Genomic DNA, 25,702 nt, shown 5'->3' on the forward strand with positions numbered 1-25,702 from the left:
AAGAATATAAATTACACGGAACCCAAGATGGATGTATCCATAGACGCAATTACTAACAATATTCAGCTGGCACTTGCCCCAGTATTTTTATTGACTGCAGTAGCTACGCTCATCAATGCAATTTCGACTCGTCTTGCTAGAACAGTTGACCGTATGCGGTCAATTCAACAAAAGATTCAGGATGGTCTAGTGGCTGATCAGAATATTCTGAATCATATGCGGATTGAAGCCAAGGAGGCGCAGGTAAGAGGGCGTTTGTGTACGCTGGCCATCTTTTTTGTTGTTTTAAGTGGAATCTTTATTTCTCTCACGGTATTGGAGCTATTCTTTTTTCAAGCTGGCGCTGTCCACTCAATGAAGACAGATTATGTGATTTGGACTTTTGTCCTTGGCCTGATGTCATTTATGACCTCTTTATCCATCGTTTTGGGTGAGGTAGTCTATGCGTATTGGTCTGCCGGTTGGAACTTGTATGGTCGTTAAAATAGACTCACTTCTTACATAATCAAAAATAACTATGAATAAAATTCTCATCACTGGCGGCGCTGGCTTTTTGGGCTCTCATTTAACCGAAAAGCTTTTAAAAGAGGGCAATGATGTTTTGGTGGTCGATAACTACTTTACTGGCAGCAAAGAAAATTTAGCGCACTTATTGCCTAACCCTAAATTAGAGTTGATGCGCCATGATGTGACCTTTCCACTCTATGTAGAAACAAATCAGATCTATAACTTAGCTTGCCCAGCATCACCGGTGCACTATCAATATGATCCTGTGCAAACCACTAAGACGAGCGTGCACGGTGCAATCAATATGCTTGGCTTAGCTAAAAGAACCAGAGCGCGTATTTTGCAAGCCTCAACCAGTGAAGTCTATGGTGATCCAGAAGTGCACCCACAACCAGAGGAATACTGGGGTAAGGTCAATCCCATTGGCATTCGTTCTTGCTATGATGAAGGCAAACGTTGTGCAGAAACCCTGTTCTTTGACTACAACCGCCAACATGGTTTAGATATTAAGGTGGTTCGCATCTTTAATACCTATGGCCCTCGTATGCACCCTAATGATGGTCGTGTTGTAAGTAACTTTATTGTTCAAGCCTTGCAAGGTAAAGACATTACGATTTATGGTGATGGTCAGCAAACCCGAAGCTTTTGCTATGTCGACGATCTGATTGATGCCATGGTCAAAATGATGAACTCCGAACAAGGCTTTACAGGCCCAGTCAATATCGGTAATCCAGGCGAGTTCACCATGTTGCAATTGGCTGAAGCAGTCCTCAAACTCTCGGGTAGCAAATCAAAAATCATTCATCAGCCATTGCCATCAGATGATCCGAAGCAACGTCAGCCTAATATTGAGTTGGCAAAAGCTAAGCTCGGCTGGCAGCCGAAGGTGAATCTTGAAGATGGTCTTAAAGAGACGATTGCTTATTTTAAAAAGGTTGTAGCCTAAGTTGGTCCAGCAAGCGCAGGGAGATTTGGAAAAGCGCTTTGAGCGGATTCGATCCTTTGTGTTGCGGGCTGGTAGGACTACTGCTGGTCAGCAGCGTGCGATCGATGAGCTGGGGCCAAAGTATCTTTTGCCTTTTCAGGAACAAGTCTTAGATTTAGTTTCTGCATTTGGTGGCTCAACGAATCCGAAGATTTTGGAAATTGGATTTGGTATGGGCGAGACTACTGCCAAGATTGCGGCCACTCGAAATCAAGATGATTTTTTAGCAATTGAAGTTCACACCCCTGGCGTGGGTGCGCTGCTGAAATTGATTGGTGAAAATCATCTCACTAATTTGCGCTTGATTCGTCATGATGCCGTCGAAGTCTTAGAAAAAATGATTGCCCCGAATTCTTTAGATGGCATTCATATTTATTTTGCTGATCCTTGGCATAAGAAACGTCACCATAAGCGCCGCCTGATTAAGGCGGGTTTTGTGGCTTTACTAGTTTCTAAATTAAAGTCTGGAGCATATCTTCACCTAGCCACAGATTGGCATAATTACGCGGAACAAATGCTCCTAGTCTTAAATGCCGAGCTTACTTTGCAAAACACTTCTACCGATTTAGTGAAAGTAGAGACTTTTACTCAAGAAGATATTGCCAAGACTGGTGAGGTTGTAAATGAATTCAAGCCCAGTTTGGTTCAATTGAACTCAGAACATTTGGGATATGTGGATAGACCGTCTTATCGACCCATCACTAAGTTTGAAACCCGCGGTATCAAATTGGGTCACGGTGTTTGGGATCTGGTCTACCAAAAAAAGTAGGCCAGCAATTCTCATCGGCAGTGTTTAGCCTGCCGTTACCTCGGCGCTGCGCAGTGATTGTGCGAGTAAATCGAGTACGCCATTGACATACTTATGGCCATCGGTACCACCAAAGGTTTTAGCAAGCTCTACCGCTTCGTTAATAGCCACTTTGTAGGGTACAGAAAGATCTGCAGCCAATTCGTAAGCACCAATGAGTAGGGCGGCATGCTCTACAGGCGATAGTTCATTGATGGGGCGATCAAGTGCCGGCGTAATGATGGCTTCTAATTCATCAGATCGCTCTACAACTCCTTGAAAAATGCCTTCAAATAAATCTAGCTGACAACGTTTAAACGCAGGATCCTCTGCCAATTGTTTTGCAATTGCTGCGCTATTCGGTAGGCTGCCTGCGCGGCGCACTACCAGACTTTGATACACGCCTTGCAAGGCATATTCACGAGCACGACGACGTGGCGTCAGCGAGCGCTTGGGGGCTACTGATTTTGTTTCCTTCTTTCCTGGGGCATCAGAAGGAGTGAGCGTGGATTTAGGCATGAGAAAAATTATTCTTCGCTAGGATTGATTTCAAAATCGATATCGGGGGTGAGTGCCAAAGCGAGGTTGGCCATTTCTACTACAGCCTTAGCGCAATCCGCACCTTTGATATCAACCCGAACTTGTGCTTGTTCATCGGTATCGCAAGTCAAGACCCCATTGGCAATGGGCAAACCAGAATCAATGGAGACGCGCGTAATACCAGAGGCTGATTCATTAGAAACGAGTTCAAAGTGATAAGTTTCACCCCGAATGACTGCGCCCAAGGCTACTAAGCCTTCAAACTCACCCGTTTCCGCAAGTTTTTGAAGTGCAAACGGAATTTCCAGTGCCCCTGGAACGGTTACCAACTTGATATCTGATTGAGAGACTCCCAAAGCGATTAGTTCGGTGATGCAAGCATTGGTCAGAGCAAGACAATGCGGTTCATTGAAGCGGGCTTGCACAATACCAATGCGCAGATCTTGACCGTTGAGGTCTGCTTCAAGAACGCCTACAAAATCATTATTGGGGCTAGTCATGATAAGTATTTTCTAGATAAATTTCTGCAGAGTTTAGGAATGAACTGGTGTGTAAGCTTGATAACCAGTCACTTCAAGTTTATAGCCAGATAAACTTGGAACAGGATTTGGATTGGCAAGCAAGCGCATTTTGCCAACCCCAATATCTTTCAGGATCTGAGCGCCAATCCCATAGCTTCTAAAGTCAGTCTTACGTGACAGAGGTTTTTTAACTTCATCTTTTGACTGATTTAGTTTCTGAAACTGTGCCAGCCAATCTTGATCCCCGGGTGCAGCGATACCAGAGGCATTTAGCAATACTGCAACACCAGCTGGTGTTGCTGCGATCTGCTGTAATGCCTGCGCAAGCGGCCAAGAGTGAGTGCTGGCCTGTGAGTCTAGGAAGTCTAAGGCAGTGACTGGTTCGTGCACACGTACTAAAGTTTCTTGAGATTCCACTGGCTTGCCGTGTACTAATGCAATGTGAATGCAGGAGCTTGGGGTATCGCGATAAATAATGCCTTGGAACTTGCCCCAAGGGGTAATAAATTCACGGGTACCTTCACGCACCACAATGCTTTCATGTTGGCTACGATACTGAATTAAATCGGCAATGCTGCCGATCTTCAGTTGATGCTCTTTGGCAAACTCCAGCAGGTCAGGCAAACGTGCCATGCTGCCATCGTCTTTCATGATTTCGCAGATCACCGAGGTCGGAGAGCAACCCGCCATGGCTGCAAGGTCACATCCTGCTTCAGTATGACCAGAACGAATTAACACACCACCAGGTTGAGCCATGAGCGGAAAGATATGACCAGGTTGCACTAAATCACTCGGCTTAGCATTCGGCGCAACAGCAGTTTTAATCGTTAAGGCACGATCTGCAGCAGAGATGCCTGTAGTCACTCCAGTAGCGGCTTCAATGGAGACCGTGAAATTGGTTCCCATCGAGGTACCGTTATCCCGCACCATCAATGGTAGGTTTAATTGCTGGCAGCGTTCACGAGTGAGGGTGAGGCAAATGAGGCCACGACCGTGCTTAGCCATAAAGTTCACCGCTTCTGCAGTGACGTGATCAGCCGCTAGGACAAGATCACCCTCGTTTTCACGATCTTCTTCGTCTACGAGAACGACCATCTTCCCGGCGCGTAGGTCGGCAATGATTTCTTCAGTGGATGCAAGGGTATTTGGCATAGCCCTCTATTTTAAGCTGAGCAGGCACTGAAGTGAGGTCCTACTGGAATATGTCAGCTTTCAGACAGTAAGAGCTACCGAGAGGTCTTTTAAGGGCGTGCATACCCCCTGAAAATGCTGCCATGTGCTCAAAGAACCCCTTGGCTTCCCGTATTAGTAAAGCTACAGGTTTCGTTTTGCTAGAAGTCTTGGTGGCAATGAGCCTAATTGTGGGGGTATGGATGAGTTCATTAGGGGCCTATCAACGCTTGGTTCTGCATAAGACTCAAACAGAAAATAAGAGAGCTCAGCTGAGAAGAGAGCTCGATACCTTCGAAATGGGATTCCAGGCTCGGGGAGTAATCCATACAAAGAACCTCAAGGTGAAAGGTCTAAATGAATCTTCTCGAGTGCCTAGTCGCAATCGCGCTCAGCATGCTACTTCTCAATCCGCTATTAAAAATCAGCGCTGATTTAGTGGCTAAACAAGTTGAGTATGAAAAAAGACAATTGTTGATCTCTGAAGCGGAACGAGCATTTGAGTTGATGGGACGTGCAATACGTATGGCAGGCTATCGCAATATTCATTCTCAGCAGCAGGGTAAAAGCGCAGAGCACTTTATTGAGATTCAGAAAAAATCAGGTTATCGAGGTTCTGATACATTAATCGTTCAGCATGAGCTTTCAGCAGGAGTAGATTTTGATTGCATTGGTAATACGCTCAATCTCGAGCGCACTAAGAATGGTTTAGCTCGTCAAGGATTTTTGGTAGCTAGACAAGCTGGCATTGCCAAGGGTATGAAGGTTAATGGCGGCTCCTTGATTTGCCAATCATTGGATCGCCAAGGTCGTATACAGAACACCACCTTGATGAATGGTGTGAACTATCTATTGATTCAGGAGCTTGCTAATGCAAATACAGCATTGACCCAAAAGCGATTTAAAGTGAGCCTGCAAATGACCGACGGAGCCCTATTAAATATAGACTTAGAGCGGACTTTTAGTGCAAGAAATCTGCCATGATTCTCGCCTGGGTAATCTCCTTGCTGCTACTTTGTGAATCCCTGGTCTTGCACCTCGAACGCTTAAGCGCACTACAGATCATTACAGTCCAAACCATCGAACAATCTCAGCAAAATTTTATTGCTGTAGAAAAAGCAGTTGCTGATTGTGAGAGTAATCTCACCTCACTTAATGCATTAAATGAGAATGCCTGCTTCATTCAGTCAATTGGTAAAAATATTTGGCGAATTACGAGTCAGCAAAAACCTGGAATTGAAATTCATATTGCTTTGGATGTAAATGCTGGTATGACTACTCGTCTCAATTGGCGGCAAGTTTTTGAATAAGCATCGTTCAGAGGGCAGTAGCTTGCTCGAATTAATGGCAGTGATACTCATTATTGCCATCGTTGCGATGAGCACAATGCCACTCTTACAAAAACAAATTGCTGAACGAGAAATCAACTCTGTAGCGAGACGATTTATTGCGCATGCCCATTTTGCTCGGCAACAAGCAATGGCGCTTGGTGAATCCGTGTTGCTCATTCCATCCTCTAAATTGGGCTGGGATGGCGGCTGGGTAGCACAGAGTGGTTGCACTGCTAAGGTGGTGACATCGACCTGCATACCTAAATTTTGGTTTTCTCAAGGAGCCATAGATCCTATCTACTTCAAGGGTGGAGGTAGGCAGTTTGTTGACCCTCACTCTGCCAAAAGCGGTATTTTGTTTAATGCCGCAGGCGCTGCTAAAACGGGACAAGGGGGTTTTGTGGCCAATCGACTCATCTTAGGTCATCACCGGGCTCCCAGCCTCGAGCGCCAGTTGATTTTAGGTAGTGGCGGCCGCTGGAGAATTTGTGATCCAGCCAGGGATGCCAAGCGTTGCCATTGAATGGTTTAATAGATGCATGTACAGCGCAGTTGACCACCAATTCATGAGCGAGGCTTTGGCTGAGGCTCAAAAGGCACTTTATTTATCCAATCCTAATCCACGGGTGGGTTGTCTGATTGTTAAAGATGGCCAAGTCATTGGCCGTGGCTTTACCCAAAAGGTAGGTGAAGCACATGCAGAAGTGCAAGCCTTGGCAGATGCTCAATCTCAAGGGGTAGATCCATCTGGCTCAACCGTTTACGTCACTCTAGAGCCATGTAATCACACTGGTAGAACGCCGCCTTGCGTTGATGCTTTGATTGCTGCTAAGCCAGCTAAAGTAATTGTGGCGATGAGCGATCCCAATCCTTTGGTAGCAGGGAAAGGACTGGAAAGCTTAAGGGTATCCGGTATTGAAGTGCATTGTGGTTTATTGGAGTCAGAAGCCCAAGCGCTCAATCGTGGCTTTATATCGAGAATGACTAGAGGGCTTCCTTGGGTGCGTATGAAAATTGCTGCTAGCTTAGATGGTAAGACTGCATTACCCGACGGTAAGAGCCAATGGATTACCGGACCGCTTGCTAGAGCTGACGGCCATCACTGGCGTGCGCAAGCTTGTGCGATTGTCACGGGTGTCGGTACCGTCAAAGAAGATGATCCTTCTTTGAATATCAGGGAAGTGGTGACAGCACGTCAGCCCGTCAGAATCATCATTGACTCCAAATTAGAGACACCACCAAACTCCAAAATACTCAATAGCCTTGATCAATCGAAGGCTCTCATTGTGTGCGCTGATCTGGAGTCAACCGAGAGACGCGACAAAGCAAAGGCTTTTACCGATCGTGGCATTGAAGTGATTGGGATGGCCAATGCATTTGGCAAAGTAGACTTGCCGAAGCTGTTTTCCTACTTAGCCAAAGAGCGCGAGATGAACGAGATCCATATTGAGTCTGGGTTTAAGCTCAATGGATCCATGCTCCGAGAAAACTGTGTAGATGAGTTATTGCTTTACTACGCCCCATTTTTTATGGGTGAGGGTATTGGAATGGCAAATGTAGTACCACCTTCTACTTTGGATCTGTCTAAAGATTGGAAAGTGTTAGATCAACGATTGTTTGGTCCCGATTTGAGACTCAGACTCATTAAGCACTAAAATCTTTCTATGTTTACAGGAATCATCACGGCAGTTGGTCAAATTACAAGCGTTCAAGCTAAGGGCGATGGGTTGCAATTGGTAGTGGAAGTGCCACCAGGATATTTAGGGGATGTTGCCTTAGGCGACAGCATTGCTATTCAGGGTGCGTGCATGACCGCAACTCAATTTCAAGGCAATACTTTTGCTTTAGATATTTCTCGTGAGTCGCTGAACAAAACTATTGGCCTAGATCGAGTTGGCCCTGTCAATCTCGAAAAAGCAATGCGTCTCAATGATCGTTTAGGTGGTCACTTGGTTAGTGGGCACGTGGATGGTGTGGGTAAGGTCGCGCATTTTTCACAAGTCGCTAACGATGCCTATGGTTCCTGGCTGCTTCGTATTGAGGCTCCAAAAGAGCTGGCACCTTTTCTGGCCTATAAGGGATCGATTGTGGTGAACGGTGTTTCACTGACTGTCAATAAGACCGAAGATACACCGAGTGCTTGTATTGTGGATATCAACGTCATTCCACATACATTAGAAAACACTACCTTAGGTAACTTGCAGCAGGGTGATGCAGTCAATTTAGAGATTGATTTGATTGCACGTTATGTGGCACGTATGCTCGAGACACAAGTAAATACCCAAGCTAAATAATTCTGAATTTATTTATTTTTACGGTAGCGAGTAGGATCACTCACATTGGCTTGTTGAAAACCTGTTTGGCGTAAACGACAAGACTCACACTCACCACAGGCTTCACCTAAATCATTGGCTTGGTAGCAAGAAACCGTTTGGGAGTAATCAACCCCCATGGTGTTGCCCAACTGGATGATTTCAGCTTTGGTTAAATTGATTATGGGTGCATGAACCCGAAAGCGATTCTCATCATTGATGGCCTCTACACCAGCTTTGGTGGCTAGGTTGGCCATGTGCTCAAAAGACGCAATATACTCAGGGCGGCAATCTGGGTAGCCTGAGTAATCCACCGCATTGGCCCCATAGAAAACATCTAAGCCACCTAATGACTCTGCCCATCCCAAAGCTAGTGATAACAGAATGGTATTGCGTGCGGGCACATAGGTAATCGGAATTTCTTGATCTTTACCTGGTGTGGTTGGCACCGCAATGGATGAGTCTGTTAAGGCTGAGCCGCCAAAACGAGTCAGATCTAAATTCACTACCTCATGGCGGACCACCCCAATTTGCTTAGCAATATGTTTTGCAGCTGCTAGCTCGGAAGAGTGGCGTTGTCCATACCCTACTGAGAGGGCATAAGGTGAATAACCTAAATCTTTGGCTAAGGCGAGAACCGTTGTGGAGTCTAGGCCTCCGGAAAATAGGATGACCGCAGGTGCTCCGGGTGAACGCGGTGCCAAATTCTGGAAGGCTGCGGACAACTTAGACATGGATTGCTGATCTTACTTCGTTGCTGCTAGCAATTGCTGCGCATCTTTAGCGGCTTCTGTGTCAGGATATTTAGCAATAATGTCGCTAAACGTTTTTTTAGCAGCCGCTTTATTGCCGCTCTCGAGTTGAGAGTTACCCAAAGTAACCATGGCCGCAGGAATGCGTGGATGATTAGGATATCGCTTAATCAAGCTTTGCAATTGGCTGATAGCGCCGGCGTAGTCTTTATTGGCATACTTACTGTTACCGCTCCAGTACAGCGCGAGTGGTAGGTAGGGGCTCTTGGGGTATTTAGCAGTAAACGCTGCAAAACCATCTTCGGCTTTTTTCAGATTGCCTGCCTGAAATGCTTTCAAAGCATCGTCATACGCTTTTTTCTCACCCGGCTGTACTGTGCCGCTAACACCTTCAATGGTAATAGTGCGGGGCTCAAAATTGCCTAGGCGGTTATCCAGATCTTGATAGTAGGTTTTTTGACTATTGCTAATGTCTTCACCTTGCTTTTCAAGTTCTTCAATCTTGCCGCGCAGCTCAGCGTTATCTGCTTTGAGCTTATCAATTTGGCCTTGCAACTCCAGCTGAGTGGTTGCGAGTGATTTACGGAGATCCAAAATCGCTTTGCGTGCTTCATCATCTGAAAACAGCGCCCAAGCACTATTGGAAGCACATAGACAAACAAGGGCGGCACTTAAACAAAACGCTCGTGAGAGCGTTTGTTTTGGAGAATTGAAAAGCATCTTCATTTAGTTGGTGATGTAAACAATATCAGCGCGGCGGTTTTCTGCCCAAGCTGCTTCAGTGTCACCCTCGGCTTTTGGCTTCTCTTTACCAAAGCTCACGGCTTCCATTTGATCATCAGAGACACCCATCAAGTTCAAGGATTTGCGTACTGCATCTGAACGGCGTTGGCCAAGGGCCAAGTTGTACTCAGCGGTACCGCGCTCATCGGTATTGCCTTGAATGATGATCTTCTGCTTTGAATTGGCTTTTAAGTAGCTTGCATGAGCAGACAACATTTTTTGATATTTAGTCTGAACCGTGTACTCATCAAAACCGAAGTAAACACTCTTCTCAAACAATGGGCTGCTCGGATCATTCCATGGCTGTGAGCCAAATTTGCCACTGCCACTGCCGCTACCACCAGCACCATCAACATCGTCAAGCTTCACGCTAGAGCATGCTGCTAACAAGAGTGCGCTCATACCAATCAGGGTGAGTGTGGCGGCACGACGTGCGATAGAAATCTTCATGATCTTTCCTTTTCTTACAGACTGACTACAGAGTGACTACTTAGCCCAGTCAATATCTGGGCTCATAATCAATATTATGCCCCTAACAGTACAAAAAGTGAGGATTTCGCCCTAAAAGCGGGATGTCCGAAAGGGTTTAGATTAAGTCTTTGCCTAGCGCCAAGACTTAATCCATAAATGGACCCCAGGATGGCTGACGCACATCAGACCCTGGAATGCTGAGAACTTGTTTTGAGTTGCCATCTACTGAGACAGCAGCCAAGACGCGCTTGCCATTGACTTTTGTCGAATACAACACATAGCGTCCATTGGCTGCGAATGAAGGTGATTCATCGCTAGTGCCATCGGTTAAGGCTTGTGAGTCACCGGTTGCTAAATTCAGAATATATAAACGATAAGCACCGCCAATATTGGCAATATAGGCTAAGTACTTACCATCTGGAGAAACGCGGGGTGATGTGACAAAGCCTTGTTTGTAAGTAATGCGTTTTGCACCTTCAACCTGTTCGCCCTCAGCGCTCATACGATAAATCTGCGGATTACCACCGCGATCGCTGGTGAAATAAATATAACGACCATCGGCAGAGTACTGTGGTTCAGTATCAATCGTGTAACCACGAGTGAGGCGATGCAAGCCTGTACCGTCAGCATTGATTCCGTAGATTTGGGTGTTGCCATCTTTCGAAAGCGAGATTGCTAACTTCTTGCCATCAGGTGACCATGCCGGTGCGCTGTTATTGCCTTTCTGATTAGAAAGGGAAATACGACGGCCGGTTGCAAGTTCATGCACATAAATGACTGGCTTGCGATCTTCAAAAGAGACGTAGGCCACCTTCTTGCCATCCGGTGACCATGATGGAGAAATAATGGGCTCGCTACTATTCATGGCATTGCGAATATTTTGACCATCCGCATCTGAGATCACTAAGCGATAGCGCTTGCCATCCTTGATGACGTAGGAGAGGCGAGTGGAGAAGACACCGCGCTCACCGAGTAATTTGAAGATGATGTCATCGGCAATTTTGTGGGCCGCTGCACGCAGATTATCGGCGCTGGAGTCCAGCTTTAAGCCACCCAAATTTTGTGATTTACGAATATCAAACAGTTTGTAGTGGATTTCAAACTGGGCAGGCCCTGTTTGCACTACGGAGCCAACTACTAGGGCATCGGCGCCACGAGCAGACCAAGACTTGTAGTTGGGTGTGCCCTCATCGCTTTGAACGGCATTGCCATTTTCAGTATTTTTAAAGTAACCACTGCGTGCTAAATCTTGACGAATGATTTCAGTGACACTGGTAGGTAATTTATTTTCATCTTTGAGGCGCATCACTGCGATTGGGTACAGTGATTGACCAACGCCTGTGATTTCAATATTCATCTGGGCTAATGCAGGGGTTGCAATGCCAATCAGGAGCGCAGCAACTAGTGCAGTGTGTGATTGCCATTTCGAAAGCATTTTTTTCATCGACTGCAGCATGCATTAGTCCTTGGGTTTAAAGGTCAGTTTTACTTCGCGTTGGGGAATTTTGCCATTGTCATCTTTCGGCAAACTTTCTGCACGAGAAAGTGCTAGTAAGACTGCGCGATCCCAGCTGGGATTGCCACTTGAGCTTAAAACACTCGTACTCAAGATGGCGCCATCTGGAGCTAGGTTCACCTGGATGACTGCTGCGGGGTTGCCACTGACAGATTCCGCATTAAACACAATGAGAGGTTTTACCTTCTTGATGACTTTGTCAGTCCAGCCAGGAGGGGCATTGCCACCGCCACCAACACCGCTACCCACCGTGCCACCACTACCACCCTCGGCACCCGCAGCGGCGCGTAAACGGGCTAACTGATCAGCGCGAACTTTCTCAGTAGCAGCATTCGCTTTGGTTTCTGCTGGAGAGGGTGCTTTAGGAGCTTCAGCTTTCTTAGGTTCTTCCTTCTTCGGTTTTTCCTTCTCCTTGGGTGGAGGAGGTTTGACGGCTTTCGGAGTCTCCTTTACTACTTCTTTTTTAGGAGGCTCTTTTTCCACAATCTTTTTCTTAACTGCAATATCGGCCGCTTCTTCTTTTGCAACAGTTTTGACTTCAGGCTCCTGAATTGAGCTTACTTGAATTGGAGTATCGACAAGCTCTACTTCAATTCCGGATGGCGTTTGTGATTTCCAGTTAATGTTGAACATGAGAAAAGCAAGCAAACCAAGGTGAACAAAAAGAGAAAAACTAAAAGCGCGTTTCGTGCTTTCTTGTTTGGTAAATCGTCCGCGCTTAAAAAGGTTGTTAGGCGGCTGAAGTGCGGGTGTACTGTTCATTAAGGCTAATGTCAGTTATTGGGTCTTTACTGCTAAAGAAATTCGTTTAACACCATTCTCTTTGAGCGTGGACATCACATCCATTACAACCCCGTACTTAATATCTCTATCGCCCGCAATCATGATGGGCTGATCAGCAGATTTTTCTGCTTGTGAGCGTGCAAAAGCACCAACCTCAAATTTATTTAAGTTTTGAGCTGGTTCACCCTCTTTTTGAATTGTGATTTTTTCATCAGCATTAATTGTCAAAAAAATTGGAGGGTAGGGTTGAACCTTGGCACCGCCAACAGTGGGTAAGTTCACGACGCCAGGATTGACCATTGGCGCAGTAACCATAAAGATCACTAGTAATACCAACATCACATCGATATAAGGAACGACGTTGATGTCGGACATTGCCCGACGTTTTGATTTGCGTAAAGAAGATGCGGCCATATTGAATTAGCGACCTGCAGTTTGACGTTGCAAGATGTTGGTGAACTCTTCAATAAAAGTTTCAAAACGAATTGCCAGCCGATCAACATCTGTTGCGGCGCGGTTATAAGCTACTACCGCAGGAATGGCTGCGAACAAACCAATGGCGGTTGCAATGAGTGCTTCCGCAATTCCAGGAGCTACAGCAGAAAGAGTTGCATTCTGAACATTGGCTAAGCCGCGGAAGGAGTGCATGATTCCCCAAACAGTGCCAAAGAGGCCAATGTAAGGTGAGACAGAACCAACGGAAGCTAAGAAAGGGAGGTTTGCTTCAAGGCTATCCATTTCACGCTGGTAAGTTGCTTTCATCGCGCGACGGGCAGCATCAATTTCACGTACTTTCATGAACTCTTGCATGCCAGCCTCAAAGATATGCTCCAGGACAGCATCGCTGCGGGTATTACGCTGTGCAGACTCTAAAAGGGTAGCCAGATCCCCGCCAGACCAAAAGTCACGCTCAAAGCGCTCGGTATCTCGTCTAACCCCCCGTAAAACCGCCGTTTTCTTAAAAATGATGGTCCAGGAGGCAATCGACATGCCCAGCAATAACAACATGACCAACTGGACTAATAGGCTGGCATTGAGGACTAGGGAGAGGAAGGAGAGGTCTTGAGTAGTGGTCATGGTGGATTTTGTATGATGTAGGTTGATTTTACTAAGTTAATTCACTCAGCAATCGAACTTCATCAGGATTATCACTATGTTTGACCGTCAGAACACCTTAGCCAAAACCGATCCCCAACTGTGGGAAGCCATTCAGAACGAAAATCAGCGTCAAGAAGACCATATTGAGCTCATTGCTTCTGAGAACTACACCTCGCCAGCAGTGATGGCCGCTCAAGGCTCTCAATTGACAAATAAGTATGCAGAAGGCTATCCAGGCAAGCGTTATTACGGCGGTTGTGAATTTGTGGATGTTGCTGAGCAATTGGCGATTGATCGTGTCAAGGCTTTGTTTGGGGCTGAAGCAGCAAATGTGCAGCCCCATTGCGGCGCATCTGCTAACCAAGCAGTGTTCTTGGCTTTCTTAAAACCTGGCGATACCTTTATGGGAATGAGCTTGGCAGAAGGTGGGCACTTAACACATGGCATGGCACTCAATATGAGCGGTAAGTGGTTCAATCCAATTGCTTACGGCTTAGACAAAAATGAAGAAATTGATTACGAGCAAATGGAGCGTTTGGCGCGTGAGCACAAACCCAAATTGATTATTGCTGGTGCTTCTGCCTACTCAAAGAAAATTGATTTCGAGCGCATTGGTAAATTGGCAAAAGAAGTGGGCGCGATCTTTATGGTGGACATGGCTCACTACGCAGGCCTGGTTGCCGCGGGGGTTTATCCAAACCCAGTACCGCATGCAGACATTGTTACCTCTACTACCCATAAGAGTTTGCGTGGTCCCCGTGGCGGCATCATCTTGATGAAGGCTGAACACGAAAAGGCTATTAACTCTGCGGTCTTCCCGGGATTGCAAGGCGGCCCCTTAATGCATGTGATTGCTGCTAAAGCAGTCGCCTTCAAAGAAGCGCAAGAGCCAGGCTTTAAAGATTACCAAAAGCAAGTAGTAGCCAATGCCAAAGCACTTGCAGAGACACTCATTTCTCGTGGATTGCGTATTGTTTCTGGCGGCACTGATTCTCATGTGATGTTGGTAGATTTGCGTGCCAAGAAAATGACTGGCAAAGAAGCTGAGCGTGTATTGGGCGAGGCACACATCACTTGCAACAAGAACGGTATCCCCAATGATCCAGAAAAACCGATGGTGACAAGTGGTATTCGTTTGGGCTCACCAGCAATGACTACCCGTGGCTTCAAAGAAGCAGAAGCAATACAAGTGGGCAACTTCATTGCAGATGTTTTGGATAATCCAAACGATCCAGACAATATTGCTAAAGTGCGCGCTCAGGTTTCCGAGTTAACCAAGCGCTTCCCTGTATACGGTTAAGAAAACTCACTCCTAGAAAAAAGAGAATCTCTTGCGCTGCCCTTTTTGCCATAACGACGATACCCAGGTGCTTGATACCCGGGTATCGGACGAGGGCGATACCATTCGCAGACGCCGCCGTTGTGCCAAATGCGACAAGCGTTTTACAACCTATGAGCGAGTAGAGTTGGCGCTCCCGGCCATTGTCAAAAAGAATGGCAGTCGGGTGGAGTACAGTCATGACAAGCTGGCTAGCTCAATTAAATTAGCCTTGAGAAAACGCCCAGTTTCTTCAGATTCCGTTGATGAATCAATTGCCCGAATTGAAGAAAAATTACTCAGCCTTGGCGAAAAAGAAATTCCGAGTGAGCGGGTAGGTGAATTGGTAATGCGTGAACTCAAGCGCCTTGATAAGGTGGCTTATATTCGTTTTGCTTCGGTCTATCGTAGCTTTGCTGATATTGAATCGTTCGAAAGTGCTCTCAAAGAGCTGAAGTAATTACGCTGCTTAAAGCGACTTAGCTTTTTCAGCGCACATCATCTTGATAACGCCATCGATATCTGTAGGCTTATTCCAACCAAGCGTTTTGATTGCTTTTTCAGGATTGCCGACGCTAGACACAATCTCATTGGGGCGGAAGAAGCTCTGCTCAATTTCTACATACTTTTGCCAATCTAGGTCGAAGTATTCAAACGACTTAGCTACAAAGTATTTGAGAGATTCTTTTCTACCAGTGGCAATGACAAAATCGTCTGGTTGATCAAGCTGCATCATCAACCACATTGCCTCCACATATTCTGGCGCCCAACCCCAGTCACGAGAAATATCCAAATTACCAAGTTGTAATTTATCGAGTTTTCCGGCTTTAATTTTTGCTGCCCCTGTAACTATCTTCTGCGTGACAAAGCGTTCTGGACGTAAAGGAGACTCATGATTGAACAAGATGCCAGTGCAAGCATGCAGTCCATAGGATTCCCGATAGCTATTAATTAGCCATTTCGCAGTAGATTTTGCTACAGCGTAGGGGCTGCGGGGTGCAAACGGTGTTTGTTCGTTTGCTGGAGTGTCGCCTGTATCCCCAAAGCACTCGCTTGAGCCAGCGTTATAAAAGCGTACCGGCTTATTCAGAAGACGAATCACTTCTAATATATTAAGGGTGCCAATAGCAATGCTCTCAATGGCCTCAACGGGCTGATCAAACGACAGTCCAACGGAAGTTTGGCCAGCAAGGTTATAAATCTCGTCGGGATCGGAGTCTTGAATCGCATTAAATACGCTTCTAAAGTCATTAATCGAAACAGAAATTAGTTTAACTTTCGCGCGGATGCCAAGAGTATTGAGGTTATTAAAGGACGAGGCCATCACATCGCGCGATGAACCAGTTACTTCATATCCTTTGCTTAAAAGGTGCTTCGCTAAGTAAGCACCATCTTGCCCAGTAATGCCGATGATTAAGGCTTTTTTGGCTGCCAATTTACTTAAGAACTGCAAAGATTGAGGCGGTGATGTCTTCAACGCTACCGGTGCCGCTGACTTTGCGATAGGCGGGAGCCTTTACTTTATCGCTAGGACTTGCTTGAACAGCCCAGGATGAGTAATAGTCAACGAGTGGACGAGTTTGTGAATCATAAACTTGAAGACGTTTGCGAACAGTTTCTTCTTTGTCATCATCCCGTTGAATTAAGTCTTCGCCGGTGACATCATCCTTGCCAGCAACTTTAGGTGGGTTGAATGTAATGTGATAAGTGCGGCCCGAGGCAGGATGTACGCGGCGACCACTCATGCGACTGATGATGGCATCAAAAGGTACATCGATTTCGAGGACATAATCGATGGGCACGCCAGCATCTTTCATGGCTTGTGCTTGTGGGATCGTTCTTGGAAAACCATCAAACAGATAACCCTTGCTGCAATCCGGCTGAGTGAGACGATCTTTAACAAGGCCAATAATGATGTCGTCAGAAACTAAACCACCGGCATCCATAATCTTTTTTGCAGCTACCCCCAGTTCAGTGCCCGCTTTAACAGCGGCACGTAACATATCTCCCGTAGAGATCTGTGGAATTGCAAACTTTTCGCAAATGAACTGAGCTTGTGTGCCTTTTCCAGCACCTGGTGCACCGAGCAGAATTAACCGCATTGTTTTCCCCTTAGAAGAGCTGTCATTGTCCCGTATTTTGTTGGGATCTTGTATTGCTAATGCCTAGGATTATCCCCGAGAAACTTGAGGGATTGGTGAAAAGTCTATTTGCCCAGAATTTGCCTGATCCGCTCGAGATCTTCTGGGGTATCTACCCCTGCTGGAGGGGCCTCTGTGGCCTTGTGAACGGCAATGCGGTAGCCATTCCACAGTGCACGAAGCTGTTCTAAAGCCTCTGCTTGTTCAGGGGGTGCCGGCTCTAATTGAGTGAAGGCCTGTAAAAAACCGGCACGATAGGCATAAATGCCTAAATGACGCAAATGCTCAGTCGCTGACTGGCGCCCTGCATCTCGAATAAACGGAATGGGTGCTCGAGAAAAATACAAAGCTTCGCCTGCGCGATTCAATACAACTTTGACGACATTAGGATTGTTTATCTCAGATCGATCGATAATGGAGACGGCGACAGTCGAGATGGCACATTGAGGATTATTGGCTAAAGTTTGCGCAACCTGATTAATGAGCTCAGGCGGAATCAAGGGCTCATCACCTTGCACGTTAACAACGATCGCATCACCGGGTAGCTTGAGTTGTTGTGCAATTTCAGCGATGCGATCAGTGCCAGTAGGATGATCGGAGCTGGTCAGCAAGCAATCAATTTGATTCGCCTTGCAGGCAGCCTCAATCTCAGCAGAATCGGTTGCAACTACTACGCGCTGGGCTTGCGATTGCTTTGCACGCTCGGCAACTCGCACCACCATCGGTTTGCCGACAATATCTGCCAGCGGTTTGCGGGGCAAGCGAGTGGAACCCAGGCGTGCTGGTATGACTACCAAAAATGTTGGGGTTGCGTTAGTGCTCATTCCGTTATTTAGGGAGGAATGACTTAAAGCACTTCGTCAGCACTAAGGGTTCGTGCTTCATCTACCAGCATCACAGGCACATCATCCCGAATCGGATAAGCCAGGCGATCAGCCTTGCAGATCAGTTCATGCTTGCTTGCGTCTAAGTGCAAAGAGCTTTTGCACAAAGGGCACACTAAAATTTCGAGTAGGCGTTTATCCATGATTATCTAAGTTTAGTGCTTTATAAGTTATAGCTACGCGGATCGGGTCTTTGCAAAATCGATTGCATCCAGTCTATCAAGTTATCCGGAAGATTGAGAGTCATCGGTACCACCCAAATGCGCTCATCTGTAATGGCAGCACATTTCACAGCATCTTTTTCGGTAATGAGGATGCATTGGGCATTCATTTCGGCAAAAAACTCTGGTGTATACGTGGCATGGTCTGCGAGTGGAATGCGTTTTCCTGTAATGCCCTGTTTTTGAAGGGCATTAAAAAAGCGCTGCGGATTGCCAAGCGCGGCAACGGAAATGATTTTGGCCGGCAGAAATTCCGCTGCAATCTGCTCAAACGTTTGTGTATTGCTTGGGTTGATCAGTTGATAAGGAGTGCCCAAGTTGCCTAGTAGGGTAAAAGCACGCCGTCCTTCAAAGTATTCATCCAGTAAGCCGCTTTTATTGCCACCAGTGGACTCGGTCATTAGAGTCGCATCGCGGCCACGCTGAGCAGGCTCACGCAATGGCCCTGCAGGCAAGAGGAAGCCATTACCTTCACAGCGACCATCACGCACGACAAACTCAATATCGCGGCCACCTTCGCGTGCTGGCCAACGCACTAAGCCACTATGTTGCAAACCATCATCGCTAATGATGACATTCACTTCAGGTGAGTATCTCAATAAAGACTTAATGCTTTGCTGACGTTTTGGAAAAACCCAAATCGGAAATTGATCATCGGTTCGTTTGGCAATTAAAACAGGCTCATCGCCAACTTGCTGCGGATCAGAATTGCTATGCACTTGCGTCGGATGAATGAGTGCAGAGCCATAACCCCTGCTAATGATTCCAGGCTTCCAACCAAGTTGCGCTAAGCGCTGTGCTAATGCAATCACAATCGGAGTTTTGCCGGTGCCACCAACGCGAATATTACCCACGATGATGACAGGCACAGGTGCGGCTTGATTATGAGTGAGGCCTAAGTCATTAATCAGCTTGCGTATTCGCAGAACTGAACCATAAAGCCAAGATAGTGGCCAAAGCAGCAGGGCGGTGGGCCCACGTCTTTCCCAAAACTTTGGAGCTTTACGGAAAAAGGTGCATACCATGATGAGAAATTTCTCTATGCTTATTTTTGAGTTTGGCTGCTAAACACAATATTGGAGAGATTGGCGTCACGCGCAGCTTCTAGAGCGCTCATGACAGCCTGGTGGGGTGCTCTCGCATCAGCATCGATGTTCACTTGCAAGGTATTAGCACCTTCTTTTGAGGCCCCACTTTGATTGGCTAACTGGGTTAATGCACTACTCAATTGGCTACGGTCTGTGACCTTGCCGTTGATCGCAAAGCGACCATCACGACTTACTGCAATATGCACTTGTTTGTTATCCGCCTGACTTTGACTGCCGTTTGCAGTGGGTAAGGTGATAGCTAGTTCTTGATAGCGTGTAAAAGTAGTAGAGATCATGAGGAAGATCAGTACGACTAACAACACATCAATAAATGGAATGAGATTAATTTCTGGCTCAGGTGCAGCTTCTGGGGTGCGAAGTGAAAAACCACCTCTGGATGAAGAGTGCAAACTGAACCTGCTCACTACTTTGCATCCCTTGAGTACAGTTTTTTAAACAACTGACGGGTGAATTCTTCACACTCGCGTTGACGTTGATTGGCAATGGCTCTTAAGCCACGCCATGCAGCGAGTGCAGGAATCGCAATGAGTAATCCAAAGGCAGTGTTGTATAGCGCTACTGAAATACCATGAGCTAATTGTTGGGGGCTACCAGCGCCATTGATCGCCCCTTGACTACCAAAGATTTCGATCATGCCAACAACAGTGCCAAATAAACCCAACAAGGGAGCGATTGTTGCAATCGTTGCTAGCGTACCTAGGTATCGGTCTAACTTGAACCAAGTCGTTTGCGCGACCGCTTGGAGTTCTTCTAGCGCCGCTTCAGCGTTGTTACCAGCAAGTTTCTCTTTGAGAACACATGAAAGCAGAGGGCTAGCGGGAGAGAGTTGAGCAAGCGCGCTAATTTGTGCATCTGTTGGTTTATTTTCTTTAAGCAATTGATTGCAAAGGCTAAAAGCAGTTTCTAGACAATTTTTTGGGAAAATATGGATTTGTCGCAAATACCAGCTACGTTCCAAAACAATGGCTAGGCCAACAATCGAAATGATTAAAAGAGGCCAAATCGGCCAACCAGCGGATAGTAAGATGGAGTACATAAGCTCAGTACTTTAGCTGAATTAAAAAGCGGGTTTCAGAAGATAAGCTGTGGATAACTCTGTGCAAAACTTTTTCAAGATGGGGTGCTAAGTCCTTGATTGCTGGTAAAAGAGATCAGAAGGGGTATACAGGCCTCTAATCTGGCCACCAAATTTACCGATATAAATCAATGGCTTGTAATTTATTTGTTGGATTTATGAGACGTTTTGGGTCAGTAATTACTTACTTGTGGAGACTGAGTCCTAAAAGAATGGCTTGCTGTGGATATTTATTGGCGTCTGAGCTAGATGCCCTTGTGGATAAAGAGAAAAAATGACCGAAATATCAAGGGAAATACTCAATGTTGGCGATCTCAACCGTGCCATTGCTGCTTCTTTGGAAGATCGTTTCGATACTGTTTGGGTTAGCGGGGAGATTTCGAACTTCAAAGCCTACGACAGTGGGCACTGGTATTTCTCATTGAAGGACGAGGAAGGTCAAATTCGCTGTGTGATGTTTCGGGGTCGCAATGGCCAGGTGGGCTTTATGCCCCAATCAGGCGATTTGGTAGAAGTTAGTGCCAGCCTCGGAATGTACGTTCCTCGGGGTGACATCCAACTCACCATTCAAACTTTACGACGCGCTGGCATGGGTGGCTTGTATGAAGCTTTCTTAAAACTCAAAGCCAAGTTAGCCAAAGAGGGTTTATTTGATGAAGACCGTAAACGAGAGATTCCAACGCATCCCCGCTCGATTGGCATTATTACTTCGCCACAAGCGGCTGCATTAAAGGATGTCTTATCTACTCTCGCAAGACGCGCGCCACATATTCCGATTGTGATCTATCCAACCTTAGTGCAGGGTCCCGATGCACCTGCGGGAATTGTTGCTGCACTCAAAGCAGCTGAAAAGGAAAATGCAGTCGATGTGATTTTGTTAGTACGAGGTGGTGGCAGCATTGAAGATCTTTGGGCATTTAATGATGAACAACTGGCTTATGCGATTGCAAACTCCCCTATTCCAGTAGTGAGTGGCGTGGGGCATGAAACTGATTTCACAATCGCCGATTTTGTTGCCGACCTGCGAGCCCCAACCCCAACGGGTGCGGCAGAGCTAGCAGCACCCAGAAAAGATCAGCTTCTCCAAGAATTAGATGCGATCAAGCAAGCATTACTACAACGAGTGAATCAACGGGTAGAGCGTGAAGCGCAAACCTTAGATCAGCTTGCACTCAGATTAAGTCATGCCTTACCCAATCCTGATCGGATGCGTGAACAAATTACGAGTTGGCAGCAACGACTGAATCAAGCATGGTCTGTTCGCATGGAAAATTGGAAGCGTAATCAAACCCATTACCAATCCCAATTAGAGATTCTCAATCCACAACGAACACTTGAGCGTGGCTACGCAGTTATTTTGAGTAAACATCAACAAGAAGGCAAAGAGCAATTACACGCAGTGCGCAAGCCGGGTGAACTCAATATAGATCAAGGATTTGAAGTGCGCTTGGCCGAAGGAGAGGCGCAGGTGCGCTTCTCAGAAATTAAGCACTAGCCATTACAACAAGCTAAAGAATATTAGGCTCTATTTCGAGACTTACGCCAAACTCATTGTGTACTTTGTCTTGAATACATTTAGCAAGACCTAAGATATCTTGCGCAGTGCCATTGCCATGGTTGACCAATACTAGGGCCTGTTTTTCATAAACACCGACTTCACCCATGCGCTGGCCTTTAAAGCCACATTGATCAATCAGCCAGCCAGCAGCCAGCTTGCGCTTACCAGGTGCATCGGGATAGGACACCAGCCCCGTATATTTCTTAAGCAAGGTCTCGTATTGCTCATTGGGGACGACCGGGTTCTGAAAGAAGCTACCGGCATTACCAATCAGTTTGGGATCAGGTAATTTATGCGTACGAATTTTGCACACCGCTAGGAAAACTTCTTCGGCAGTCGGAGTGGGTTTGCCTTCAAAGTATTTTGCTAAATCAGCGTAATGAATTTTGGCTTGCCAGGCTTTAGGAATCTGAAATACGACTTTAGTAACAATAAAGCGTTGAGGATTTTTCTTAAAGTAGCTATCCCGATAAGCAAATTGACAATCTTCTTTGCTTAAAGAGATAAAGGCATTTGTCTTGCTATCAAATGCTTCAATGCTGTGTATATAGTCGGCTATCTCAACACCATAGGCACCGATATTCTGGATGGGTGCGGCGCCAACGGTGCCCGGGATGAGTGCGAGATTCTCAAGGCCGGGTAGATTGTTTTCTAGTGTCCAGGCAACAAACTCATGCCAGTTCACTCCACCACCTACTGAAATAACTGTGGCATTTTTATCGGAACTCACAATCTCTTGCCCGATGATGTTCATGAGCAGGGTTACACCAGGCAATACTGTGGGCAAAATTACATTACTGCCGCCGCCTAGTACTCGCCATACTGAATTTTGCGTCAGGATCTCCCCCATCACCGCCGGAATTTGCTCAGGCGCGCTAATATCATAGGCAAGCTCAGCAGTCGCATCCAGACCAAAGGTGTTGCGACCCTTTAAGCCCAAATGGGGCGTCAATTTTGCTGGTGCAGGCGTATTGGGGGCGGAGTTCATGCCACAATCTTATTCGAATGTCTGCTAAATCCGCAGATAATTGCCAGAATAAGCAAGAGATGACTTGTAGAAACCGATCAGCAATATATAAGGAGTAAGAAATGCCCTCATTTGACGTAGTTTGTGAACCCGATATGGTTGAGCTCAAAAATGCGATTGAGCAGTCTAATAAAGAAATTAGTAATCGTTTTGACTTCAAAGGTTCAGATAGCCGTGTAGAACAAAAAGATGAAGCGCTCATTCTGTACGGCGATGATGATTTCAAACTGGGCCAAGTACGCGATGTGCTGATTAACAAAATGGCTAAACGTAATGTGGACGTGCGTTATCTTAAAGATGACAAAACGGAAACCATTGGTGGTGATAAGCGCAAGCAAACCATGAAGATTCAAAAAGGGATTACTTCAGAGTTGTCTAAAAAAGTTGTGCGCATCATCAAAGATAGCAAGATCAAAGTGCAGGCCAGCATTCAGGGTGATGCAGTGCGTGTGACAGGTGGCAAACGTGACGACTTGCAAGAAACCATGGCACTTCTGAAAAAAGAAGTGACCGAAGCACCCTTGGGCTTTAATAATTTCCGTGACTAATGGCTTTGTTGGCATCGCAATAACCATTTGCGCTTTAAGAGAATGTATATTATGATAATATACATAAATGATAGACTTTAATCGCGTTACTGGATTTCAGTGGGATACGGGTAATGCTTATAAAAGTACTGAAAAGCATTCTGTAGCTCAGGGCGAGGCTGAGGAAATTTTTTTTAATCAGCCTCTATTGATTGCAGGAGATGAAAAACATAGTTCAGACGAGAGGCGCTACCTCGCGCTTGGCATAACAACGCTTGGAAGGCTTCTCTCGGTGGTGTTTACCTTGCGTAAGCAGGAGACTCTTATTCGGGTAGTTTCTGCAGGACCAATGAGTAAAAAAGAAAGGGCATTTTATGAAAAAGCCTGCTAAGACAATTCCAAAGTTTAAGAATGAGAAGGAGGAGCGCTCCTTTTGGGAAAAGAATGACGCTGCGGACTATTTTGATTTATCAAAAGCTGTTCACATCACCATGCCCAATCTTAAGCCAACTACCGCTTCAATTTCTCTGCGTCTTTCGCAAAGTTTTTTAGAGAATATTAAATTACAGGCAAATAAGTTGGACGTGCCCTACCAATCATTAATGAAGATTTGGCTTGCTGAAAAACTGGAAGAGGTCACCAAGTGAATTCTAGAATGCTTGATCTCTAGCGAGCTATGGCAGCTTCTATGGATGCCGAAGCGCAAATAGCCCCAGCAAGCCAAGAGGCGATTGAACGCTTTTGTGATGCCTGCTGGCTAGAGGATGGTCTAGCGCAGAATAGTTTGGCGGCATACCGAAGAGACTTACTGCTATTAGCGCAGTGGCTCTTCAAAAATCATCAAGCTGATTTATACGCTGTTACCGAAAAAGACCTCACTGCCTACATTGCACATCGTAGGGCTGATAAAGCTACCACTGCTAATCGACGTCTCACCGTGTTTAAGCGTTTTTATCGTCACGCTTTGCGGATCAATTTAGTCAAGAGTGATCCATGTATTGGTTTACGTGCCGCTAAGCAAGCACTGCGCTTTCCGAAAACCTTAAGTGAAGACCAGGTGACCGCTTTACTCAATGCCCCTGATATTGAAACCCCGTTGGGATTACGTGATCGCACGATGTTAGAGCTCATGTATGCCAGCGGTCTACGTGTTTCAGAAATCGTTTCTCTTAAAACGGTAGCGCTTGGATTAAATGAGGGCGTAGTGCGGGTCGTGAACGGCAAAGGTGGCAAAGAGCGACTCGTCCCATTTGGCGGCGAAGCAGGGCAGTGGCTGCGCAGGTATTTAGCAGAGGCCAGAACACCACTGCTAGAGGGAAAAACGACTGATGCGGTATTTGTGGGGCGCCATACCGGCACGGGTTTAACGAGGCAAGCATTCTGGGCCTTAATAAAGCGTTACGCCACCCTAGCCAACATCCCGGTTGCCTTATCACCCCATACTCTGCGCCATGCCTTTGCAACCCATTTGCTGAACCATGGTGCAGATTTAAGGGTAGTACAGCTATTGTTGGGGCATGCCGACATCTCAACTACCCAGATCTATACCCATGTGGCTAGAGAGCGCCTCAAATCAATTCATCAGCAACACCATCCCCGTGGCACTTAAAACGTAAATCCCTTACTCAATAAGTGATTAAGATAGCACCATGACTTTTGATCTCGATATCTTGCTCATCCCGATTGCCTATTTGATCGGCTCAATCTCATTTGCGGTGGTGGTGAGTAAATGCATGCGTTTACCTGATCCTCACACATATGGCTCTGGTAATCCAGGCGCAACCAATGTATTGCGCACTGGTAATAAATTGGCTGCAGTGCTCACTTTGATAGGCGATGCTCTCAAAGGCTATTTTGCAGTGATGCTAGCGAGAGTACTTTTAGGTGATCAGTCTTTAACTTCCACACTGAGCTCTTGGATTTTATGTGGTGTCGTGCTTGCAGTATTCTTAGGTCACCTCTTTCCGATCTTTCATGGCTTTAAGGGCGGCAAGGGTGTGGCAACTGCTTGCGGCATTCTGTTTGGCGTCAATGTTATTTTGGGACTCGCCACCCTTGGCACTTGGATCATTGTTGCCGTCTTTATGCGTTACTCCTCTTTAGCTGCATTGGCTGCTGCCATCTTTGGCCCCATCTACTTTGTATTTTTGTTTGGCTTTCAGCCCATGGGCATTGCCCTATTGGTAGTTTGTCTATTACTCATTTGGCGACATCGCAGCAATATTCGTAATTTAATGAATGGCACCGAGAGTCGCATCGGTACTAAAAAAGATCTGAAAGCCTAAT

Annotated in this window: 35 protein-coding genes; 17 read left to right on the forward strand and 18 right to left on the reverse strand. The window is 46.2% G+C overall.

All coding sequences use genetic code 11. The features are described 5' to 3' along the window. Positions 1–27 precede the first annotated feature (27 nt). The 3 genes from IEN92_RS04875 to trmB are packed head-to-tail and all read left to right on the forward strand — an operon-like array spanning position 28 to position 2,261. The gene (locus tag IEN92_RS04875) at positions 28–483 is read left to right on the forward strand and encodes a DUF2721 domain-containing protein (protein ID WP_216161117.1); all 456 of its coding nucleotides are present in this window, start codon (positions 28–30) and stop codon (positions 481–483) included. A 34-nt stretch (positions 484–517) separates the two neighbouring features. Further along, positions 518–1,453: a UDP-glucuronic acid decarboxylase family protein gene (locus IEN92_RS04880; protein WP_216161120.1), complete on the forward strand. Its 936-nt coding sequence runs from the start codon at positions 518–520 to the stop codon at positions 1,451–1,453. 25 nt (positions 1,454–1,478) lie between these two features. Further along, positions 1,479–2,261 carry a tRNA (guanosine(46)-N7)-methyltransferase TrmB gene (trmB, locus tag IEN92_RS04885; protein WP_255539764.1) on the forward strand — a complete coding sequence of 261 codons (783 nt, stop codon included), beginning with the start codon at positions 1,479–1,481 and terminating at the stop codon, positions 2,259–2,261. Between the two features lie 24 nt (positions 2,262–2,285). Here trmB and nusB read toward each other — a convergent pair whose 3' ends face one another. Genes nusB through ribBA form a run of 3 tightly spaced genes read right to left on the reverse strand, consistent with a single transcriptional unit; the run spans position 2,286 to position 4,492 of the window. Next, positions 2,286–2,798, reverse strand: a complete 513-nt coding sequence (gene nusB, locus IEN92_RS04890; RefSeq protein WP_216161126.1) for a transcription antitermination factor NusB — start codon at positions 2,796–2,798, stop codon at positions 2,286–2,288. Between the two features lie 8 nt (positions 2,799–2,806). Further along, positions 2,807–3,319, reverse strand: coding sequence for a 6,7-dimethyl-8-ribityllumazine synthase (gene ribH, locus IEN92_RS04895; protein ID WP_216161129.1), 513 nt, complete (start codon positions 3,317–3,319; stop codon positions 2,807–2,809). A gap of 33 nt (positions 3,320–3,352) precedes the next feature. Continuing rightward, on the reverse strand, positions 3,353–4,492 hold the full coding sequence (gene ribBA / locus IEN92_RS04900) for a bifunctional 3,4-dihydroxy-2-butanone-4-phosphate synthase/GTP cyclohydrolase II (protein ID WP_216161132.1): 1,140 nt from the start codon (positions 4,490–4,492) through the stop codon (positions 3,353–3,355). A gap of 122 nt (positions 4,493–4,614) precedes the next feature. Here ribBA and IEN92_RS04905 point away from each other — a divergent pair, with 122 nt between their 5' ends. Genes IEN92_RS04905 through IEN92_RS04930 form a run of 6 tightly spaced genes read left to right on the forward strand, consistent with a single transcriptional unit; the run spans position 4,615 to position 8,135 of the window. Continuing rightward, complete coding sequence (locus tag IEN92_RS04905; RefSeq protein WP_216161135.1) at positions 4,615–4,944, forward strand: hypothetical protein; 330 nt, start codon at positions 4,615–4,617, stop codon at positions 4,942–4,944. After that, positions 4,868–5,494 carry a hypothetical protein gene (locus IEN92_RS04910; RefSeq protein WP_216161138.1) on the forward strand — a complete coding sequence of 209 codons (627 nt, stop codon included), beginning with the start codon at positions 4,868–4,870 and terminating at the stop codon, positions 5,492–5,494. Before IEN92_RS04905 ends, IEN92_RS04910 begins: the two co-directional genes overlap by 77 nt. Beyond that, complete coding sequence (locus IEN92_RS04915; RefSeq protein ID WP_216161141.1) at positions 5,491–5,820, forward strand: hypothetical protein; 330 nt, start codon at positions 5,491–5,493, stop codon at positions 5,818–5,820. The genes IEN92_RS04910 and IEN92_RS04915 overlap by 4 nt, the downstream gene beginning before the upstream one ends. Then, on the forward strand, positions 5,813–6,364 hold the full coding sequence (locus IEN92_RS04920) for a GspH/FimT family pseudopilin (RefSeq protein ID WP_255539765.1): 552 nt from the start codon (positions 5,813–5,815) through the stop codon (positions 6,362–6,364). The genes IEN92_RS04915 and IEN92_RS04920 overlap by 8 nt, the downstream gene beginning before the upstream one ends. A 16-nt stretch (positions 6,365–6,380) precedes the next feature. Continuing rightward, a complete protein-coding gene (gene ribD, locus IEN92_RS04925; RefSeq protein ID WP_216161144.1) occupies positions 6,381–7,496 on the forward strand; it encodes a bifunctional diaminohydroxyphosphoribosylaminopyrimidine deaminase/5-amino-6-(5-phosphoribosylamino)uracil reductase RibD in 1,116 nt (371 codons plus the stop codon). A 9-nt stretch (positions 7,497–7,505) separates the two neighbouring features. Further along, positions 7,506–8,135, forward strand: coding sequence for a riboflavin synthase (locus tag IEN92_RS04930; RefSeq protein ID WP_216161147.1), 630 nt, complete (start codon positions 7,506–7,508; stop codon positions 8,133–8,135). A gap of 8 nt (positions 8,136–8,143) precedes the next feature. Here IEN92_RS04930 and queC read toward each other — a convergent pair whose 3' ends face one another. The 7 genes from queC to tolQ form a co-directional block, all read right to left on the reverse strand. Continuing rightward, positions 8,144–8,887, reverse strand: coding sequence for a 7-cyano-7-deazaguanine synthase QueC (queC, locus tag IEN92_RS04935; RefSeq protein ID WP_216161150.1), 744 nt, complete (start codon positions 8,885–8,887; stop codon positions 8,144–8,146). Positions 8,888–8,899: 12 nt separating this feature from the next. Beyond that, the gene (ybgF, locus tag IEN92_RS04940; protein WP_255539766.1) at positions 8,900–9,631 is read right to left on the reverse strand and encodes a tol-pal system protein YbgF; all 732 of its coding nucleotides are present in this window, start codon (positions 9,629–9,631) and stop codon (positions 8,900–8,902) included. Continuing rightward, on the reverse strand, positions 9,632–10,138 hold the full coding sequence (gene pal / locus IEN92_RS04945; RefSeq protein ID WP_216161153.1) for a peptidoglycan-associated lipoprotein Pal: 507 nt from the start codon (positions 10,136–10,138) through the stop codon (positions 9,632–9,634). It lies immediately after the preceding gene. Positions 10,139–10,304: 166 nt separating this feature from the next. After that, on the reverse strand, positions 10,305–11,615 hold the full coding sequence (tolB, locus tag IEN92_RS04950) for a Tol-Pal system beta propeller repeat protein TolB (RefSeq protein WP_216161156.1): 1,311 nt from the start codon (positions 11,613–11,615) through the stop codon (positions 10,305–10,307). 3 nt (positions 11,616–11,618) lie between these two features. Then, positions 11,619–12,437 (reverse strand): cell envelope integrity protein TolA, encoded by an 819-nt coding sequence (locus IEN92_RS04955; protein ID WP_216161158.1) that lies wholly within the window; start codon positions 12,435–12,437, stop codon positions 11,619–11,621. A 15-nt stretch (positions 12,438–12,452) separates the two neighbouring features. Further along, positions 12,453–12,872 carry a protein TolR gene (gene tolR, locus IEN92_RS04960; RefSeq protein WP_215375194.1) on the reverse strand — a complete coding sequence of 140 codons (420 nt, stop codon included), beginning with the start codon at positions 12,870–12,872 and terminating at the stop codon, positions 12,453–12,455. 6 nt (positions 12,873–12,878) lie between these two features. Further along, positions 12,879–13,535 carry a protein TolQ gene (gene tolQ / locus IEN92_RS04965; protein WP_215375198.1) on the reverse strand — a complete coding sequence of 219 codons (657 nt, stop codon included), beginning with the start codon at positions 13,533–13,535 and terminating at the stop codon, positions 12,879–12,881. Positions 13,536–13,611: 76 nt separating this feature from the next. Here tolQ and glyA point away from each other — a divergent pair, with 76 nt between their 5' ends. Beyond that, positions 13,612–14,856: a serine hydroxymethyltransferase gene (glyA, locus tag IEN92_RS04970; protein WP_216161161.1), complete on the forward strand. Its 1,245-nt coding sequence runs from the start codon at positions 13,612–13,614 to the stop codon at positions 14,854–14,856. A 31-nt stretch (positions 14,857–14,887) separates the two neighbouring features. Further along, entirely contained in the window at positions 14,888–15,334 is a 447-nt protein-coding gene (nrdR, locus tag IEN92_RS04975; protein WP_068947890.1) for a transcriptional regulator NrdR, read from the forward strand. 9 nt (positions 15,335–15,343) lie between these two features. Here nrdR and IEN92_RS04980 read toward each other — a convergent pair whose 3' ends face one another. The 7 genes from IEN92_RS04980 to IEN92_RS05010 all read right to left on the reverse strand — a co-directional run bounded on the left by IEN92_RS04980 (position 15,344) and on the right by IEN92_RS05010 (position 20,265). Continuing rightward, positions 15,344–16,309 (reverse strand): GDP-mannose 4,6-dehydratase, encoded by a 966-nt coding sequence (locus tag IEN92_RS04980; protein ID WP_216161165.1) that lies wholly within the window; start codon positions 16,307–16,309, stop codon positions 15,344–15,346. A 1-nt stretch (position 16,310) separates the two neighbouring features. After that, positions 16,311–16,976: an adenylate kinase gene (gene adk, locus IEN92_RS04985; protein ID WP_216161168.1), complete on the reverse strand. Its 666-nt coding sequence runs from the start codon at positions 16,974–16,976 to the stop codon at positions 16,311–16,313. 104 nt (positions 16,977–17,080) lie between these two features. After that, on the reverse strand, positions 17,081–17,839 hold the full coding sequence (kdsB, locus tag IEN92_RS04990) for a 3-deoxy-manno-octulosonate cytidylyltransferase (protein ID WP_216161171.1): 759 nt from the start codon (positions 17,837–17,839) through the stop codon (positions 17,081–17,083). Between the two features lie 23 nt (positions 17,840–17,862). After that, a complete protein-coding gene (locus tag IEN92_RS04995) occupies positions 17,863–18,042 on the reverse strand; it encodes a Trm112 family protein (protein WP_216161173.1) in 180 nt (59 codons plus the stop codon). A gap of 20 nt (positions 18,043–18,062) precedes the next feature. Further along, complete coding sequence (gene lpxK, locus IEN92_RS05000) at positions 18,063–19,145, reverse strand: tetraacyldisaccharide 4'-kinase (protein WP_216161176.1); 1,083 nt, start codon at positions 19,143–19,145, stop codon at positions 18,063–18,065. 20 nt (positions 19,146–19,165) lie between these two features. Then, positions 19,166–19,618, reverse strand: coding sequence for a biopolymer transporter ExbD (locus IEN92_RS05005; RefSeq protein ID WP_216863903.1), 453 nt, complete (start codon positions 19,616–19,618; stop codon positions 19,166–19,168). Between the two features lie 14 nt (positions 19,619–19,632). Beyond that, complete coding sequence (locus IEN92_RS05010) at positions 19,633–20,265, reverse strand: MotA/TolQ/ExbB proton channel family protein (RefSeq protein WP_216161182.1); 633 nt, start codon at positions 20,263–20,265, stop codon at positions 19,633–19,635. A 313-nt stretch (positions 20,266–20,578) separates the two neighbouring features. Between IEN92_RS05010 and xseA the strand changes: the two genes are divergently transcribed. Beyond that, positions 20,579–21,799 (forward strand): exodeoxyribonuclease VII large subunit, encoded by a 1,221-nt coding sequence (gene xseA / locus IEN92_RS05015; protein ID WP_216161185.1) that lies wholly within the window; start codon positions 20,579–20,581, stop codon positions 21,797–21,799. 13 nt (positions 21,800–21,812) lie between these two features. Here the strand turns inward: xseA and murB are convergent, their stop codons facing one another. Then, positions 21,813–22,850, reverse strand: coding sequence for a UDP-N-acetylmuramate dehydrogenase (gene murB, locus IEN92_RS05020; RefSeq protein ID WP_216161188.1), 1,038 nt, complete (start codon positions 22,848–22,850; stop codon positions 21,813–21,815). Positions 22,851–22,951: 101 nt separating this feature from the next. Between murB and IEN92_RS05025 the strand changes: the two genes are divergently transcribed. From IEN92_RS05025 to plsY, 5 genes are all read left to right on the forward strand, one after another. After that, on the forward strand, positions 22,952–23,437 hold the full coding sequence (locus tag IEN92_RS05025; RefSeq protein ID WP_216161191.1) for a YajQ family cyclic di-GMP-binding protein: 486 nt from the start codon (positions 22,952–22,954) through the stop codon (positions 23,435–23,437). Between the two features lie 67 nt (positions 23,438–23,504). Beyond that, complete coding sequence (locus IEN92_RS05030) at positions 23,505–23,807, forward strand: BrnT family toxin (RefSeq protein ID WP_216161194.1); 303 nt, start codon at positions 23,505–23,507, stop codon at positions 23,805–23,807. After that, complete coding sequence (locus IEN92_RS05035) at positions 23,791–24,063, forward strand: BrnA antitoxin family protein (RefSeq protein ID WP_216161197.1); 273 nt, start codon at positions 23,791–23,793, stop codon at positions 24,061–24,063. The genes IEN92_RS05030 and IEN92_RS05035 overlap by 17 nt, the downstream gene beginning before the upstream one ends. 29 nt (positions 24,064–24,092) lie before the next feature. Beyond that, the gene (gene xerD / locus IEN92_RS05040) at positions 24,093–25,025 is read left to right on the forward strand and encodes a site-specific tyrosine recombinase XerD (RefSeq protein WP_216161200.1); all 933 of its coding nucleotides are present in this window, start codon (positions 24,093–24,095) and stop codon (positions 25,023–25,025) included. A 40-nt stretch (positions 25,026–25,065) separates the two neighbouring features. Continuing rightward, complete coding sequence (plsY, locus tag IEN92_RS05045) at positions 25,066–25,701, forward strand: glycerol-3-phosphate 1-O-acyltransferase PlsY (RefSeq protein ID WP_216161203.1); 636 nt, start codon at positions 25,066–25,068, stop codon at positions 25,699–25,701. Position 25,702 lies beyond the last annotated feature (1 nt).

This window comes from Polynucleobacter sp. MWH-Creno-3A4 (assembly GCF_018881885.1).
GTDB lineage: Bacteria > Pseudomonadota > Gammaproteobacteria > Burkholderiales > Burkholderiaceae > Polynucleobacter.

Excerpts from the sequence above, each read along its gene's own strand:
- IEN92_RS04905 (WP_216161135.1), top strand. The coding sequence starts at position 4,615 with ATGTGCTCAAAGAACCCCTTGGCTTCCCGTATTAGTAAAGCTACAGGT.
- murB (WP_216161188.1), bottom strand. The coding sequence starts at position 22,850 with ATGAACTCCGCCCCCAATACGCCTGCACCAGCAAAATTGACGCCCCAT.
- tolQ (WP_215375198.1), bottom strand. The coding sequence starts at position 13,535 with ATGACCACTACTCAAGACCTCTCCTTCCTCTCCCTAGTCCTCAATGCC.
- IEN92_RS05035 (WP_216161197.1), top strand. The coding sequence starts at position 23,791 with ATGAAAAAGCCTGCTAAGACAATTCCAAAGTTTAAGAATGAGAAGGAG.
- IEN92_RS04875 (WP_216161117.1), top strand. The coding sequence starts at position 28 with ATGGATGTATCCATAGACGCAATTACTAACAATATTCAGCTGGCACTT.
- IEN92_RS04930 (WP_216161147.1), top strand. The coding sequence starts at position 7,506 with ATGTTTACAGGAATCATCACGGCAGTTGGTCAAATTACAAGCGTTCAA.
- nusB (WP_216161126.1), bottom strand. The coding sequence starts at position 2,798 with ATGCCTAAATCCACGCTCACTCCTTCTGATGCCCCAGGAAAGAAGGAA.
- IEN92_RS04880 (WP_216161120.1), top strand. The coding sequence starts at position 518 with ATGAATAAAATTCTCATCACTGGCGGCGCTGGCTTTTTGGGCTCTCAT.
- adk (WP_216161168.1), bottom strand. The coding sequence starts at position 16,976 with ATGCGGTTAATTCTGCTCGGTGCACCAGGTGCTGGAAAAGGCACACAA.
- ribH (WP_216161129.1), bottom strand. The coding sequence starts at position 3,319 with ATGACTAGCCCCAATAATGATTTTGTAGGCGTTCTTGAAGCAGACCTC.
- ribD (WP_216161144.1), top strand. The coding sequence starts at position 6,381 with ATGTACAGCGCAGTTGACCACCAATTCATGAGCGAGGCTTTGGCTGAG.
- ribBA (WP_216161132.1), bottom strand. The coding sequence starts at position 4,492 with ATGCCAAATACCCTTGCATCCACTGAAGAAATCATTGCCGACCTACGC.
- kdsB (WP_216161171.1), bottom strand. The coding sequence starts at position 17,839 with ATGAGCACTAACGCAACCCCAACATTTTTGGTAGTCATACCAGCACGC.
- glyA (WP_216161161.1), top strand. The coding sequence starts at position 13,612 with ATGTTTGACCGTCAGAACACCTTAGCCAAAACCGATCCCCAACTGTGG.
- xseA (WP_216161185.1), top strand. The coding sequence starts at position 20,579 with ATGACCGAAATATCAAGGGAAATACTCAATGTTGGCGATCTCAACCGT.
- plsY (WP_216161203.1), top strand. The coding sequence starts at position 25,066 with ATGACTTTTGATCTCGATATCTTGCTCATCCCGATTGCCTATTTGATC.
- IEN92_RS04910 (WP_216161138.1), top strand. The coding sequence starts at position 4,868 with ATGAATCTTCTCGAGTGCCTAGTCGCAATCGCGCTCAGCATGCTACTT.
- ybgF (WP_255539766.1), bottom strand. The coding sequence starts at position 9,631 with ATGAAGATGCTTTTCAATTCTCCAAAACAAACGCTCTCACGAGCGTTT.
- tolB (WP_216161156.1), bottom strand. The coding sequence starts at position 11,615 with ATGCTGCAGTCGATGAAAAAAATGCTTTCGAAATGGCAATCACACACT.
- IEN92_RS05030 (WP_216161194.1), top strand. The coding sequence starts at position 23,505 with ATGATAGACTTTAATCGCGTTACTGGATTTCAGTGGGATACGGGTAAT.
- xerD (WP_216161200.1), top strand. The coding sequence starts at position 24,093 with ATGGCAGCTTCTATGGATGCCGAAGCGCAAATAGCCCCAGCAAGCCAA.
- queC (WP_216161150.1), bottom strand. The coding sequence starts at position 8,887 with ATGTCTAAGTTGTCCGCAGCCTTCCAGAATTTGGCACCGCGTTCACCC.
- IEN92_RS05010 (WP_216161182.1), bottom strand. The coding sequence starts at position 20,265 with ATGTACTCCATCTTACTATCCGCTGGTTGGCCGATTTGGCCTCTTTTA.
- IEN92_RS04915 (WP_216161141.1), top strand. The coding sequence starts at position 5,491 with ATGATTCTCGCCTGGGTAATCTCCTTGCTGCTACTTTGTGAATCCCTG.
- IEN92_RS04955 (WP_216161158.1), bottom strand. The coding sequence starts at position 12,437 with ATGAACAGTACACCCGCACTTCAGCCGCCTAACAACCTTTTTAAGCGC.
- lpxK (WP_216161176.1), bottom strand. The coding sequence starts at position 19,145 with ATGGTATGCACCTTTTTCCGTAAAGCTCCAAAGTTTTGGGAAAGACGT.
- IEN92_RS05025 (WP_216161191.1), top strand. The coding sequence starts at position 22,952 with ATGCCCTCATTTGACGTAGTTTGTGAACCCGATATGGTTGAGCTCAAA.
- tolR (WP_215375194.1), bottom strand. The coding sequence starts at position 12,872 with ATGGCCGCATCTTCTTTACGCAAATCAAAACGTCGGGCAATGTCCGAC.
- pal (WP_216161153.1), bottom strand. The coding sequence starts at position 10,138 with ATGAAGATTTCTATCGCACGTCGTGCCGCCACACTCACCCTGATTGGT.
- IEN92_RS04995 (WP_216161173.1), bottom strand. The coding sequence starts at position 18,042 with ATGGATAAACGCCTACTCGAAATTTTAGTGTGCCCTTTGTGCAAAAGC.